Below are 14,978 nucleotides of genomic sequence, written 5' to 3'. Positions count from 1 at the left end.
CAAGTTCAGGCTATCCCGTCCAACCGTTGATCCGAGTGGGTGCATCGAGTGAACACATACAAGCTGACTTTCGCCTTCCTGCTGAGCATGCTCGGCTGCCTGACGGCGAGCGCGGGCGAGAAAGAGAACAAGCGCGTCAATGATGCCGTGGTGGTGATGGATGAAATCATGCGCATGCCCGAGCAGTCGATTCCAACCAAGCTGCTGCGCGACGCGCGCGCCATCGCCATCATCCCGAATGTGGTCAAGGCGGGTTTCGTTATCGGTGGCCGAGCCGGCAAGGGGGTGGTGATGGTGCGCACCGAGGACGGCACCTGGTCGAACCCGAGCTTCATCAAGCTGGCCGGCGCCAGTGTTGGCTTCCAGGCCGGCGTGCAGTCGACCGATGTGGTGCTGGTGTTCCGCAGTCAGCGCGGCGTCGCTACCATCGTCAATGGCAAGTTCACCTTGGGCGCGGATGCCTCAGTGGCGGCCGGTCCAGTCGGTCGCACCGCAGCGGCCTCGACCGATGGTGACCTGAAAGCGGAGATCTACAGTTACTCACGTGCACGTGGCCTGTTTGCGGGTGTGGCCCTGGATGGTGCGGTGATCTCGATCGACAATCGTGCCAATCAGGCGGTGTACGGCCGCAACACCACCGCCCGGGCAATCATCGAAGGCCGGGTCGGGCGACCCGATGATTCTATCGTCGACCTGCGCGACCGCCTGGAAGAGTATTCGGCGCGCTGATACCACGGTGGACCGAGTCTCGGCCGACTTGCAACTGCCATCAGTCTGGTCCGCGCCTGTCGCAATGGCGCGGTATCATTGAAAGGTTCATTCAAGGATTGTTGACTCATGGGTAGTTTCAGCCTTTGGCACTGGTTGGTCGTCTTGCTGGTCGTGGTGCTGCTGTTCGGCACCAAGAAACTGCGCAATGTCGGTGGCGATCTGGGCGCCGCCATTCGCAGCTTCAAGAAGGGTCTGGCCGAGAACGAGGGCGACGACAAGAGCGCTGAGCAGAGCAAGTTGGATTCGCCTACCAAGCAGAACGACGGGCAGGCGAGTAGCGCGCAGAAATCGCGTCAGGACTAGCTTGACCCGCGTTCAACCTGGCCCGCGGGGCCGTCCCGCTTACCGATCGAAGCCCCAGATTTTCGGCGATGTTTGATATCGGCTTTTTCGAATTGCTGCTGATCGGCATCGTCGGTCTGCTGGTGTTGGGACCGGAACGCTTGCCGCGCGCCGCGCGCACTGCCGGGCTGTGGATGCGGCGTGCCCGCGCTACCTGGTACTCGGTGCGCAACGAGTTGGAGCGCGAATTGGCGGAAGCTGATCTAAAGAAGAGCCTGCAGCAAGAGGCCAACGAACTCGATCGCCTGGGACAGTCGATCGCCTCCGATGCCAAGGCGCTGGAACGTTCAGTTCAGGAGCCGGTGTCGGCGAATGGCACAGACAGCGCTGTCGATCAACCTGTTACATCCGACGATGCCAGCGCTGACGATGAGCGGGCGATGCGCGAACCGCTGCAGGCAGAGGCCGAGCGCGAGGAGGCCGGGCCGGGCAAGGCAACCGCTCCGCCCGCCGTGCAAGACGCGCAGGAAGTCGGCCACAAATGAGCGGCAGTGCAGAGGAAGATCGCGGCGAGAGTTTCGTAGCGCATCTGGTGGAACTGCGTGGTCGGTTGCTGCGCGCGGTGGTCACTGTGATGCTGGTGTTTGCTGCGCTGATGCCCTTTGCCCAGCAACTGTACACGCAGTTTGCCCAGCCACTGCTCAATGTGCTGCCGGCCGGTGGTGAAATCATTGCCATCGACCCGGCCAGCCCGTTCTTCGCTCCGTTGAAACTGGCCTTCGTCACCGCCCTGGTGATCTCCATGCCGATGGTGATTTACCAGCTGTGGGCATTTGTGGCGCCTGGCTTGTACCGCCACGAGCAACGATTGGCGCGCCCGTTGCTGGTATCCGCTTCGCTGCTGTTCTATCTCGGTTGTGCATTCGCCTGGTTCTTTGTGTTGCCGACGGTGTTCGGCTTCCTCACCGCAATGACGCCGGATGGCGTGGCGATGAAGACCGACATCGCCAAGTACCTTGATTTCGTGCTGGTGATCTTCATCGCCTTCGGATTTTGTTTCGAAGTGCCGGTGGCAGTGGTTATCGTGCGCACGCTGGGCTGGCTGAGCGACGAGCAACTGCGCGAGGCGCGACCCTATGTGATCGTCGGTGCCTTCGTCATCGCCGCCATCCTGACCCCGCCAGACGTGGTCTCGCAACTGATGCTGGCCATCCCGATGTGCCTGCTGTACGAGGTCGGCTTGATCGCCGCACGCAGTCTGCCGCACAGCAAGACCGACGCGGAAGACGCCAGCAACGACTGACTGGCGGTTGCCGATCGCTCACGTCGAACAGGCGTACGGGCCCCGTATACTCAGCGCTCGCCCGGGCCTGACTGGGGAGCGCTTTGTTTGGTCACTCCGCGATCCGCAAGCTGATGCCGTCTCGCCGTCCGGCGGGCTTGCTGAACATCAAGGTCATCGCCGCCTTGCTGTTGCTGCTGAGCTGCAGTTGTTGCCTGGCCGCCACGCAGGTCAGTGAGCGCGCCATGCGCTTTCAGCGCTTTGGCAACGTCGAACAACTGCCTGATCACATCGTTACCGCCTTGGCCGAAGACCGCTCCGGCCTGATCTGGGTTGGCAGCACGGTCGGTCTGTTGCGCTTCGATGGCTATGAATTTCGGCGCTTCAGTCGCGATCCGGCCGACCCCACCTCATTGCCGGGCAACTACATTCGAACCCTGTATGTAGCGGCGGACGGGCGCCTGTGGATTGGCACCGAGGGCGACGGTGCGGCGATGTTCGACCCTGCCACTGGTCGGTTCACCCGAATCCCAGTCAGTGGCAGCACCGAGGCTGGACTCGGTGGCAGCGTGCACAGCATTGTCGAGGCCGACGATGGCAGCATCTACATGGCCAGTTCGGCCCGCGGTGTGCTGCGGGTCGATCCGCAGTCGATCAGCGTGCGCTACTACACCCACGCCGACGGCGAGCGAGCTCAGCCCGGTGACCTGCAGGTCGAGTCCCTGCAGTTCGACGCCAAACTCAATGTATTGTGGATTGGCACCTGGAACGGATTGAAACGCTTGGCGCTGGGTGCGCAGGCCTATGTCGATGCCGAGCCCGCCACGGTCTCCGGTACGCAGCCATTGAGCGGAAGTGTGCTTTGGAGCCTGTTGCTCGATCGACAACGTCGCCTGTGGGTCGGCACGCAGACCGGCCAGGTGGCGATGATCGATCCTGAGCGAGTGCAGTTGTTGCGCATGGTCAGTTCCGGCAGTCGATCGGAAGACATTCGCGGTGCCGCCCAGAGCTTTCTGCAGGTGAGCGATGATGAAGTCTGGGTCGGACGCGGCAGCGGCCTGGAGCGGAGGCGGAGCAATGATGGTCGACTGATTCAGTCGCTGAGCTATGCCCATGACCGGCCCTTTGGTCTGGCCGGCAACGATATCCGAAGCATGTTGCTTGACCGTGCAGGCGGTGTATGGCTGGGCGGCTTTGGCAGTGGACTCATGCGTTATGATTCGCAAGCTGAGGCGATAGAGGTCTTGCGGGAATTCGGCGAGGGCTTCGCCGAGGGCAATATCAACAGCGTGCTGGCGCTGCAGGATGGCCGGGTATTGTTGGGCTCGGCCAGCGAAGGTGTGCTGCTGCTCGATGATGGACTGGCGCCCATTCGACACTTCCCGGCCGCCACCAACGGCATGCTGGCCGGTCGCGTGCGCGCCTTGGCACCGTCGGTGGACGGCTGGGTGTGGGTGGGAGGCGCCAGTCTGCTGCGCCTGAACCTGGAGTCCGGTGAGATTGATCCCTTCGGCGAGCGCCACACCTTTGTTGGTCGCGATGTGCGACGCCTGTTGCGCGCCCCCGATGGAACGCTGTGGATTGGCTCGCTCGGCGGATTGCATCGCGTGCCGCCCAGCGTCGATCAACTGCAGGTGGTTGCAGTCGAGGGGCTGGCCAGCAGTGGCCTGTCGATCAATGCCATGGAGGTCGACGCCGAAGGGCAGCTTTGGGTCGGGGCACTGCAGGGCCTGTATCGCTACTCGGCCAGCGAGAGCCGCCTGCTTCGGGTTCGCTCGCCAGCGTCCGCGGACCTGATCCATCACAGCGTGACCGGGCTCTTGATCGACGATCAGCAACGGCTGTGGGTCGATACCGCTGAAGGGCTGCATCTCGGACAGCGCAACAGCGATGGCACGGTGTCGTTCCAGCAGGTCTCAGCGCAGACGGGGCGCTCGTTCGGAGCCAACCTGCTGCAGGACAGCAAGGGGCGTATCTGGACTCATCAATTCGTGCACGATCCGGCGGATGGCAGCGTGCACGAGTTGACCCTGGCCGACGGCGTGGAGTTTGGCATCGGCTGGTTCCGTGCCTACGCCGCGTTAGCCGATGGCCGTATGCTGTTCGGCGGCAGCAAGGGATTGCTGGTGGTGCAGCCCTGGCGCTACCAGCCTTGGCGCTACGAGCCACCGATCGTACTGACCAATATCCGCATCGACGGTCAGCCGCGATTGCCGTTGAGTGACCAGCGTTTGGTTCTGCGGCCTGGGCAACGCAGCTTGAGCGTTGAGTTTGCAGCACTGGATTTCAGCCAGCCCGGTGGCAATCGCTATGCCTTTCGCCTGCACGGTTTTGAGTATGCCTGGAATGAGGTCGGCGCCAGCCATCGGCAGGCGGCATACAACAATCTGGCACCCGGCGAGTACCTGTTGCAGGTGCGTGGTAGCAACCGCTCCGGCTACTTTTCCCAGCAACCGCTGGAAGTGCCGCTGACCGTATTGCCCGCTTGGTGGCAGACCGTCTGGGCGCGAGTACTGTTTGCGCTGCTGACCTTGCTTGCGCTGGTCCTGTTCATCCAGGTCCGCACGGCCTACCTGCATCGACAGCGCGATGCGCTGGAACGAAAGGTTCAGGAGCGCACCCAGGCGTTGGAAAAGGCCAGTCGGGTCAAGTCCGATTTCCTGGCCAACATGTCACATGAGATCCGTACGCCGATGAACGCCATCATCGGCATGTCGCGACTGTGTCTGGAAACCGAGCTAAGCGTCCAGCAGCGCGACTATCTGTCGAAGATCCGCAATGCTAGTGAGTCCCTGCTGGGCATCATCAACGACATTCTCGACCTGTCGAAGATTGAGGCCGGAAAGCTGCAACTGGAGCACGCGCCCTTCCGACTGAGTGATGTGCTCAGTCGGGTCGCGGATCTGGTGTCGGCGCGGGCCGAAGAAAAAGGCTTGAACCTGCTATTGCCCGCGGTCGATCCTGATCTGGTGCTGGTCGGTGACAGTCTGCGCTTGGGTCAGGTGCTGTGGAATCTGGCCGGAAATGCAGTGAAATTCACTGAGCGCGGGCAGGTGGTGCTGGCCGTCGAGGAGCAAGGCAGTGAAACAGCGCGCCGACGATTGAGGTTCTGCGTACGCGATACCGGCATCGGCATGAGTGAGGCGCAGGTCGAGGGTCTGTTCAAACCGTTTCACCAGGCAGACAGTTCCACTTCGCGCCTGTACGGCGGCACCGGGCTGGGTCTGGCCATCAGCCAACGTCTGGTGCGCGCCATGGGGGGAGAGATTCAGGCCGAAAGCCGTCCTCAGCGCGGTAGCGAATTCTCCTTCACGCTGAGTTTCGATGCAGCCGCGGCCGATGCGCTGGCGCCGAGTGCGGGTGCGACGCAGGCTCCTTGGGATGCAGCGACGGCGCGCTCTTTGCGTGGCAAGCGCGTGCTGGTGGTCGATGATGTCGACGTCAATCGTCAGGTGGCATCGGAATGGCTGCGTCGCGCCGGCATCGAAGTGGTTCTGGCCAGCGATGGCGCACAGGCAGTCGAGCAGGTGCGCGGTGGCCGCTTCGACGCGGTACTGATGGATGTGCAGATGCCGGGTATGGATGGCTTCACTGCGACCCGCGAGATTCGGCGCATCGGCCGGCTGAGCTTGCCGATCATCGCGATGACCGCGAACGCCATGGACGAGGATCGGCGCCGCTGCCTGGATGCGGGAATGGACGATCACCTTGGTAAGCCCGTGCAGCCCGAACGCATGTTTGCCTGCCTCGCCAGCTGGATCGAGGGGCGGGCCCGATCGCCTGACGGGGCGCCGCAATCCGACATAGGCGAGCACTTCTCTGTAGCCGACGCAACGCCAGACGAGCTGCAATCCTCGTGGCTTGATCTTGAGCGCATCACCCTTCGTTTGGGTGGAAATCATGAGGTGGCTGAGCGGCTGCTGCGGAGCTTTCGGGCCAATCATCGCGATTGGCTGCAGAGATTGCATGCGGCATGGGGCGCCGCCGATCAGGATGAGGTGCAGCGACTGCTGCATACCTTGAAAGGAACCAGTGGAACGGTAGGTTTGGAAAGACTGGCCGCAGCGGCTGCGCGGTGTGAGGCCCAAGTCAAGTCGGCCGGGCTGGAATCAGCGCTCGCAGTACGCGATCAGCTGGAGCATGCCGTGAGTGCGACGCTCGATGCCATTGAGGTGAGCTTAGCTGGCTGTTTGGGTGGAGATCAGGCGGCGCGCTGATCCAGCCAATCAAGCAGTCCTGACAGGGGCATCGGGCGGGCGAAATGGTAGCCCTGCAGAAGATCGCAGCCAAGGTCGCGCAGTTGCGCGGCCTGCTCGGCCGATTCCACGCCTTCAGCCACGCTCTCAAGTCCCAGTCGCTTGGACAGCGCGATGATGCTTTCGACCAGCCAGCGACCGTCCGGTTCAGCAAGATCAAGGACAAAGCTGCGGTCGATCTTCATCGCATCGAGCGGCAATTGCCGCAGCTGCGTGAGAGAGGAGTAGCCGGTGCCAAAATCATCAACCGCGACGCGCACGCCAAATGCGCGCAACGCGCGTAGGGTATTGCTCACGACCTTCGGTTCATCCATCGCGATCGATTCAGTGATTTCCAGTTCTATCGCCTGCGGCGGATGGCCTGATTCGGCAATGATGCGTTGTACACGTTGCAGAAAATCGATCTGACGGAACTGTGCCAGGCTGACATTCACCGACACCCTGACCGGCGCGCCCGGGCGATCGTTCAATCGACTCAAGGCTTCGAGCGAGCGCTGCAGCACGAAATAGCCCAGCTCAATGATCAATCCACTGTGTTCTGCCAGCGGCACAAACACATTGGGGGGTTGTACGAAGCCTTGCTCGCCGGTCCAGCGCAGCAGGGCCTCCATCGCGACTGCGGCCTGGTCATCGGCGCGGATCTGCGGCTGAAACCAGACTTCCAGCCGATCACGGCGAAAATCCTCGTGCAAGGCATGGATGATCGACAGCCGCCTTCGGGTGTCGTGCTCCATTTCCTTTTCGAAGTAGACGTGATCACGGTTCAGACTACGCTTCGCTCGGTTGAGGGCGATGCTGACCTGTTTGAGCAGGTTGATGGCCGACTCGCTCTCGGACGTGATCTGCGCCAAGCCCAGCGAGATCCGCAGATGAAGTCTATGTTCAGCGATGGCAAAGGGCTCGGCAAACAGATCCAGAAGCTGCTGCGGATTGACCCACTCCGCAGGGCCGGCGATGGCAAACACGTCGGCGCCGACGCGGGCCAGCGCACAGTGCTGGCCCAATCGTGCGTGTATTCGTCTGGCAACGGTCATCAGAATCTGATTGCCCAGTTCCTGCCCCAGGCCATCGTTGAGTTCAGCAAACTGTCGGATGTCGATCAGTGCCACTGCCTGCTCGACCTGCCCTTGTCCCTGGCAGCGCAAGCTATCAAGGTCGCGCAGCAACTGAGCGCGGTTGCCGATGCCCGTCAGGCCATCGTGGAAGGCGACGAAGTTGATTTCTTCAAAGCGTTGCAGATTCGAGAAGCAGGCAGAGATATTGGCCGCGAACACTTCGATCAGTTGTCGGTCCAGTTTGAGCAGGTTGTGCCCGGCGGCGATGAACACCGCGGCATCGCGTCCCGCCGCGTTCAGAAACAGGACACTGCGATGGGATTCAAACTGGTGAGTGCGTTGTTCGATCGCCTGACGGATAAACAGACCGATCTCGCGATCTTCCAGCTGATCCAACGGTTGCAGTGCGGTGTTGGCAAGCCTGCCTGCAGCGCCTACCACAAACAAGCGAAGATCCTCCGGGTCGAGCGGTGAGCCACGCTGCGCGCAAACGATGCCGTCCAGGGGCACCCGAAGCAGGGCGGCAAACTGCGTCAGCACGCCCTCGGCAAACGTCGTGACTGCCCGTTGATTGAGCAGATCAGGCGCGGAGCGAATGATCAGTTCAAGCCCGCGGCGATTCTCGGCGATGGTATGGATCTGATCAAAGGAGCGGATGGCGCCGGAAATTGCCGTGATCAGCCTTGTTTGGGTCAATTCGGCCTTGGTTCGGTAGTCGTTGATGTCGTAGCGGTCGAATACGGCTAGTTCCGGCGCCTGGCCTGGTTGGCCGGTGCGCAGGATGATGCGGGTTTCGCTCCAGCCGCAGTCCGATCGCAGGAAATCGACCAGTCGCAATCCTGCATCCTCGGTTTCCATCACCACGTCGAGCAGCACCACTGCCGGCGGTTCCATATCCAGTAGTTGTGCGCGTGCCTGTTGAGCGGAGTGCATGTGACAGAGCTGCAACGGCCGACCGAGAATCTCCACTCTGCGCAAGGCGAACGAGGTTGCCGCATGCACTTCGCTGTCATCGTCGATCACCAGTACGCTCCAACTCGGCCGGTGCTCGCGTGTCGGGCTGTCCTCTTCTTCAATAAGGATTACCAGGTCATCGTTGCTCACAGCGGTGGCGCTCCTTTACCCGTTGGCCTGTCGATGCATGATGTTGATGACTTCCGCATTGCCATCACCGAGCTGCGGGGGCTGAAGTGGAAGCTCGATGTAGAAGCTAGTTCCGCTTCCCTCCGTACTTTCCATGCGCAGTGAGCCCGCCAGCACGCCACGCACCAGATTGTGCACCAGATACAAGCCGAGTCCGCTTCCGCCGCTGCCCAGTCGGGTGGTGAAGAATGGATCGAAGACCCGGCGCAAGTATTCGCTCGGCACACCAACGCCATCGTCACGATACTCGATTCGCGCCGACGCGCCCAAAGACTCGGCCCGAATGGAGATCGTGCCGCAGCGAGCGTTGGGAAAAGCGTGGTCGAGACTGTTGGTAATCAGGTTGGTGATCACCTGTTCCAAGGGGCCGGGGAAGCTGTCGAACTCGATCCCGGGCGGTACCTCGCATTCAATCCTATGGGTTGTGCGCTTGAGCTGTGGCCGCAGGGTGGTCAGGACTTCCTGTAGTGTGGTGTTAAGATCGAAACGGCGCCTTCTGGCGCTGGTCTGATCCACCGCGACTTGTTTGAAGTGATTGATCAGTTCGGCTGCCCGATGCAGGTTGCGCTCGATCAGTTCGCCCGCCTCCTGACCTTCACTGACAAACCGATCAAGTGAGGAACGTCGTAGCTGGCCGCTGCTGCTCTCCTTGCTGAACACCCGCATCAAGCTGTGCAGGGCGGTGGCCGACGTCAGGGCATTGCCGATTGGCGTGCTGAGTTCATGCGCCACGCCAGCCACCAGGCTGCCCAACGAGGCCAGCTTCTCGCTGTTCATCACCTGATCCATCGCCTGCGACAATTGCTGATGGCTGGTGCGCAGTTCGGCCGTGCGCTGCTCGACGCGCTGTTCCAGCTGTTCGGCCAGGGTCTGCAGTTGTGCCTGGGCCTCGGCACGTTCGATCTCCGCCACGGTTCGCGGCGCGCATAGCCGCAGCAGCTCGAGGGCGGCGCTGCCATCGGTAATCGGGTGGCGATGAACCACCGCCAGCACGCCGATCGGTATCGCGGCGGTGTTGCGCAGGGCGATGCCGACGATGCCATCGATACCGTGTCCGACCGATGGATGCTGCCGATGCAGGCCCCTTTCCAGCAGCAACTCGCCGCGCTCGACAATCTGTTCGAACAGCGGCCGCAAGATCTCAACCAGGGCCTCCGTCGATTGATCGTCGTCGGCTGAGGTGGTCAGCCGCTGCAAGGGCTGGCCCGGTCGGTAGCGCAGGATGAAGGCAGCGCTCATGCGTAGCGCGTTTCTGATCGCCTGACCGAGTGAGCTGAAATAGTCGCCACCAATCTGGTGATCAATGCTCTCGCGCAATGTAGTGATCAACAGCTCGGCACGGCGTGCTTCGCTGATGTCGAACAGAACGCCGTCCAGCCATTGCACTTCGTGTTCGGCGCCATAGTGAGCCTGGCCTCGCTCCCACACCCAGTGCAGGCTGCCATCTCGATGAAACAATCGGTAGTGAACCTCAAACGGTCGTCCTTCGCGCACCGCCTGCTCGATTTTCTCGCGCGTACTTTCGAAGTCATCTGCGGCAATCAACGATGCATAGCTCAAGGATTGGTCGCCGATCAGCGCAGCCGGTTTGTATCCTGTCAGCTGCTTTGCCTGGGCACTGATGAATAGCATTTGCCAGGCGGGTTGCCAGCGGCAGCGGTAGACCGTTCCAGGTAATTGGTCGATCAGTGTGCTGAGCCGTTCTTCACTTGCCCGAAGTTCGGCCTCGGCCTCACGTCGCTGGCTCAGCTCCTGGGTCAGCGAATTGAGATTCACTGCCAGGCGCTGGTTCATGTCGTTGACAGCTTCGGCGAGGCGTCTGATCTCCATACTGCCCGAAGGGCGTACCCGGCGATCGAGATCGCCTTCCGCGATCGAGCTGACGGTACTGGTCAGGCGCATCAATGGCGCTGCAATCAAGTGGCCGATCAGCCAGGCGGCGACGGCCATCAGTACGGCCAGGCCACTGGCTTGCGCGATCCAGCGCCGGTCGATCGATTGGCGGCGCTCCAGTGCACGCTGGCCGGGCTCGAACACTACCAGGCGCCAGCCCGTGCGCGGCAGCACACTGGCCAGCGCTCGTAGCTGCTCCGTGCCTTGTCCGAGCTGTTGCGCGGCGCTGCCGGGAATCGGCTGGGAGTCCAGTGCCGTGCCCTTGGCGCCAGCCTCCGCCAAGCGCTGGCCCATGGGGCCGAACAGTTGGGCGCCGAAGCCGGGAGCGTCGCGAATTTCTCCGTCCAGGATCTGGGTCAGCATGGCGGCCTGGTATTGCACCCGCAGCACACCGACTGGCTCGTCCTGCACATCGCGAATGGGTGAGGCGGCGATCAGCAGCGCCGTTCGTTGACCGGCGCCGCGGTTGCCACTGAACCAGAATGGCCGTGCCAGCTGGCGTACCGCCCGATAGTCTTCAGACTGGCTTTGGTCACTGCCGACGACGCTGGCATTGGTCGACGCACGGACAGTGCCGTTAAGGTCGAGCAGACTGATATCGGCCATGTTGAGCGGATCACGGCCCTTCAGTGCGGTGAGCAGGCGATTGACCTGCAGGCGCTGCTCGGTTTCCATGTGCTCGGTGAGCACCGCTTCGGCCAGCCCGGGCAGGCTGCCGTCGGCGCGGACCGCCTCAAGCGCCGCTTCGATGTGTCGACCTAACTCGTTGCTAAGTTCGGTGTTCAAGGCGCTCAGGCGTTGGTCGAGTCTGCTGCTCGCCGACTGCACCTCGCGCCCGTGCAGCAGCCAGGCGCCGACGCACATCGGCAGGCCGGCCAGCAGCAGCAACATCAAGGCGATGAAGTTGCGCGTGCTCACGGCAGCAGTTCTGGAATCAGCATCTCCTTTGCCTGTATCGGATCGATCAAGCGACCTCGGGCCACAAAGAATTCGCTATAGCGGTCGATCACCGGCTCCAGCTCTGCGGCACCTGATGCGCCCAGCAAACGCTGGTTCGCCGCCAGATCCTGCAATTCGATGCCGGTGAGTCCAGCGCCTCCGGCGGGCAGAGCAAGTCGTTGCTCAATCAATTGCGCGGCCTGTTCCGGGTGGCTGCGCCACCAGTCGACGGCGCGGAACCAGCCATCGGTGAATGCTCGGTAGGCGGCGGGATTGGCATCGGCAGCGTGGCGGGTGGCGGCGATCACGTCGGGAATCAGGCCCGGCGTATCGGCGCTGCTGAAACGACGTGTGGCGCCCAGTGCCTCGGCCTGTGAGGCATACGGCTCCCAGCAATGGCCCAGATCGATCTGCTTCGACAACAGGGCCTGGGGCACGCTGGAAGCATCGATATTGATCCACTCGACGCGGGCCGGGTCGATTGCCATTTGCGGCAGCAGTTCGCGGATAAACAGCTCGCCAAACCCGCCGAGATTGGTGCCGATCCGTACCGGGCCGCTGGATGGAATCTCGAAGCCGGGTGCCGCCAACAAGGCGTCACCTCCGGCCGATTGATCCGACACCAGCAGCACCACCACATCCTCGCGCTGGCGACTCAGGGTGATCAGGTCGCCGAGCGCCACGCCGATCATGTCGTATTCACCGGCGGCGAACTCGGCCAGCATGCGATCGGTGTCGCCGGGTAGCTGCAGTTCAACGGTCAGGCCGGCGTTGGCGAAATAGCCAAGTTCGTCGGCCAGCACTGCTGGGTAATAGCCCGGCCATTGATCGATGCCGAGGCGCAGATGGCTGGTGCTGGAGGGCGCTGTTGCAGGCGGCTCAGCAGGGGCTGCCGGCGGAGCCTCCGGGGCTTGGCCGCAGGCCAACAAGAGCGCGCAGAGACAGATTCCAAGAAGCGAATACAGCTTAGCCATTGGCGCCACCGGTATCGTCTCCGAACGTGGTTCGAGTATAGCGCTTTAGCCTGGGTCGCCGTTCGCTCGAATGATCACTCTTCAAACAGAAACGGGCGCCGCAGCGCCCGTTCCAGGATTCAAGTCGGCAGCGCCTAGTAGCGATAGTGTTCCGGCTTGAACGGGCCGTCGACTGGCACGCCGAGGTAGTCGGCCTGGGCGTCGGTAAGCTTGGTCAACTTAACGCCGATCTTCTCCAGGTGCAGACGCGCGACTTCCTCGTCGAGCTTCTTTGGCAGCACGTAGACCTTCTTGTCATAGAACTCGCGATTGGCCCACAGATCCATCTGTGCAAGGGTCTGATTGGAAAAGCTGTTCGACATCACGAAGCTCGGGTGACCGGTGGCGCAGCCGAGGTTGACCAGGCGGCCTTCGGCGAGCAGGAACATCTCGCGGCCATCCGGCAGGATGTACTTGTCGACCTGCGGCTTGATATTGACCTTCTTCACGCCCTGCAGTTTGTTCAGCTTCTCGACCTGAATCTCGTTGTCGAAGTGGCCGATATTGCAGACGATGGCCTGATTCTTCATCTGGGTCATGTGCTCGAGGGTGATCACATCCTTGTTGCCGGTGGTGGTGACATAGATATCGCCACGGCCCAGGGTGTTCTCAACGGTGTTCACCTCGAAACCTTCCATCGCCGCCTGCAGAGCATTGATCGGATCGATTTCGGTGACCACCACGCGGCAGCCGTAGGCGCGCAAACTATGTGCAGAGCCCTTGCCGACATCGCCATAACCACAGACCACCGCAACCTTGCCGGCGAGCATCACATCCATCGCCCGCTTCAGGCCATCGGCCAGCGACTCGCGGCAACCGTACAGGTTGTCGAACTTCGACTTGGTGACTGAGTCGTTGACATTGATCGCCGGCACCAGCAGCTTGCCGGCCTGGGCCAGCTGATATAGACGGTGCACGCCGGTGGTGGTCTCTTCCGAAACGCCGCGCCAATCCTTGACCACCTTGCCCCAGAAGCCCGGGCGCTCCTTGTGCACGCGCTTCAGCAGATTCTTGATGATCTGCTCTTCTTCCGACTCACTCGGGCCATCGACCCAGGTCGAGCCGTGTTCCAGCTCATAGCCCTTGTGGATCAGCAGGGTGACATCGCCGCCGTCATCCACCACCAGTTCCGGGCCCCGATACTTATCAGAGCCGTCGCCAGGGAAGGTCAGGGCATCGAGGGTGCAATCCCAGTACTCCTCCAGGGTTTCACCCTTCCAGGCGAACACCGGTGTGCCGGATTGGGCGATCGCGGCGGCGGCGTGATCCTGGGTGCTGAAGATGTTGCACGAGGCCCAGCGCACATCCGCGCCGAGGTCTTTCAAGGTCTCGATCAGCACTGCGGTCTGAATCGTCATATGCAGCGAGCCGGTGACGCGCACGCCTTTCAGCGGCAGGTCGGCAGCGTACTTCTTGCGAATCGACATCAGGCCCGGCATCTCGTGCTCGGCGATATCGATTTCCTTGCGGCCCCAATCGGCCAGCGAGATATCAGCGACTTTGTAGTCCTGCGACGGCATGTCTTTGACGACAGCATTCATGGCGTTGTCTCCATAACAAAGGAGGGCGCCGTTGGAACGGTGATGACTTCCGAGCCTGGCCGTGGTCACGGTCGCAGCGCCCCTCGAAAGCGGACCCGCATTGTATCGCGAAGCGGTCGAAATCGCGTCGAAGAATCCGAGCAGGCGGCCGTTCACCCTTCAACCTGAACGAAGGTGTTCGCACAATTCGAAGTTTCGGCGTATGATACGCGCACTGCGTTTGCCAGGGTCACAGTGAATCGTGCCCCGCTGCGGTCATTGACCGCCGCTTCATCGTCTCATGTACTCCCAGCAACCTCAGTCGCTCTATCGGATGTCCCGGTGGGGGCGTAATTTTTCCAGGTTGACTTAGGAGTCAAACATGTCAAATCGTCAAAGCGGTACCGTCAAGTGGTTCAACGACGCCAAGGGCTTCGGCTTCATCACCCCGGAGTCCGGCCCGGACCTGTTCGTGCATTTCCGCGCCATCCAGGGCAGTGGCTTCAAGTCGCTGCAGGAAGGCCAGAAGGTGACCTTCAAGGCCGTGCAGGGCCAGAAGGGCATGCAGGCTGAGGAAGTGCAGGTGGTCTGATCCACCCGCGGGCGGGGAAACCCGCTAGCAGAAAAAAGCCGGCCTCGCGCCGGCTTTTTTTGTGCCCGAGATTCGCCAGCGAGCGCAGCGGAGAGGGAGGAGCTGGGTATTAACCCGGATATTTCATGAGGTCGCGCCGAAAGATCCGGCAATTCCAAGCGGGGCGAGAGTTTCGACCGATGGTGTTGAGATAACAGAGTGTTCGCGATCTTTCGGCGCTGGCACGGCCCTC

General features: G+C 61.8%; 10 protein-coding genes and 1 riboswitch. Of the genes, 6 read left to right on the top strand and 4 right to left on the bottom strand.

Annotated elements, in window-relative coordinates; translation table 11 throughout:
* Positions 1-48 precede the first annotated feature (48 nt).
* The 5 genes from IFO71_RS12870 (at position 49) to IFO71_RS12850 (ending at position 6,552) form a co-directional block, all read left to right on the top strand.
* Positions 49-729: a lipid-binding SYLF domain-containing protein gene (locus IFO71_RS12870; protein ID WP_332309373.1), complete on the top strand. Its 681-nt coding sequence runs from the start codon at positions 49-51 to the stop codon at positions 727-729.
* 108 nt (positions 730-837) lie between these two features.
* Positions 838-1,074, top strand: a complete 237-nt coding sequence (tatA, locus tag IFO71_RS12865) for a Sec-independent protein translocase subunit TatA (protein ID WP_192030050.1) — start codon at positions 838-840, stop codon at positions 1,072-1,074.
* Between the two features lie 68 nt (positions 1,075-1,142).
* A complete protein-coding gene (tatB, locus tag IFO71_RS12860; RefSeq protein ID WP_192030049.1) occupies positions 1,143-1,598 on the top strand; it encodes a Sec-independent protein translocase protein TatB in 456 nt (151 codons plus the stop codon).
* Complete coding sequence (tatC, locus tag IFO71_RS12855) at positions 1,595-2,356, top strand: twin-arginine translocase subunit TatC (RefSeq protein WP_192030048.1); 762 nt, start codon at positions 1,595-1,597, stop codon at positions 2,354-2,356. Before tatB ends, tatC begins: the two co-directional genes overlap by 4 nt.
* Positions 2,357-2,469: 113 nt before the next feature.
* A complete protein-coding gene (locus IFO71_RS12850) occupies positions 2,470-6,552 on the top strand; it encodes a two-component regulator propeller domain-containing protein (protein WP_192030047.1) in 4,083 nt (1,360 codons plus the stop codon).
* Here the strand turns inward: IFO71_RS12850 and IFO71_RS12845 are convergent.
* The 4 genes from IFO71_RS12845 to ahcY all read right to left on the bottom strand — a co-directional run bounded on the left by IFO71_RS12845 (position 6,537) and on the right by ahcY (position 14,175).
* Positions 6,537-8,750, bottom strand: coding sequence for an EAL domain-containing protein (locus IFO71_RS12845; protein WP_192030046.1), 2,214 nt, complete (start codon positions 8,748-8,750; stop codon positions 6,537-6,539). The genes IFO71_RS12850 and IFO71_RS12845 overlap by 16 nt on opposite strands.
* Positions 8,751-8,765: 15 nt before the next feature.
* Positions 8,766-11,600: an ATP-binding protein gene (locus IFO71_RS12840; RefSeq protein ID WP_192030045.1), complete on the bottom strand. Its 2,835-nt coding sequence runs from the start codon at positions 11,598-11,600 to the stop codon at positions 8,766-8,768.
* Positions 11,597-12,595, bottom strand: a complete 999-nt coding sequence (locus tag IFO71_RS12835) for an ABC transporter substrate-binding protein (protein WP_192030044.1) — start codon at positions 12,593-12,595, stop codon at positions 11,597-11,599. The genes IFO71_RS12840 and IFO71_RS12835 overlap by 4 nt, the downstream gene beginning before the upstream one ends.
* 134 nt (positions 12,596-12,729) lie before the next feature.
* Complete coding sequence (ahcY, locus tag IFO71_RS12830; RefSeq protein WP_192030043.1) at positions 12,730-14,175, bottom strand: adenosylhomocysteinase; 1,446 nt, start codon at positions 14,173-14,175, stop codon at positions 12,730-12,732.
* A 16-nt stretch (positions 14,176-14,191) separates the two neighbouring features.
* Positions 14,192-14,266, bottom strand: a riboswitch (S-adenosyl-L-homocysteine riboswitch).
* 270 nt (positions 14,267-14,536) lie between these two features.
* On the opposite strand from ahcY, the gene IFO71_RS12825 reads away from it, so the two are divergent.
* Positions 14,537-14,746, top strand: coding sequence for a cold-shock protein (locus tag IFO71_RS12825; protein ID WP_192030042.1), 210 nt, complete (start codon positions 14,537-14,539; stop codon positions 14,744-14,746).
* Positions 14,747-14,978: the final 232 nt, after the last annotated feature.

Source organism: Pseudomarimonas arenosa, from assembly GCF_014841215.1.
In the GTDB taxonomy this organism is placed as follows: Bacteria; Pseudomonadota; Gammaproteobacteria; order Xanthomonadales; family Xanthomonadaceae; genus Pseudomarimonas; species Pseudomarimonas arenosa.
This window is presented reverse-complemented; position numbering and strand designations above follow the sequence as displayed.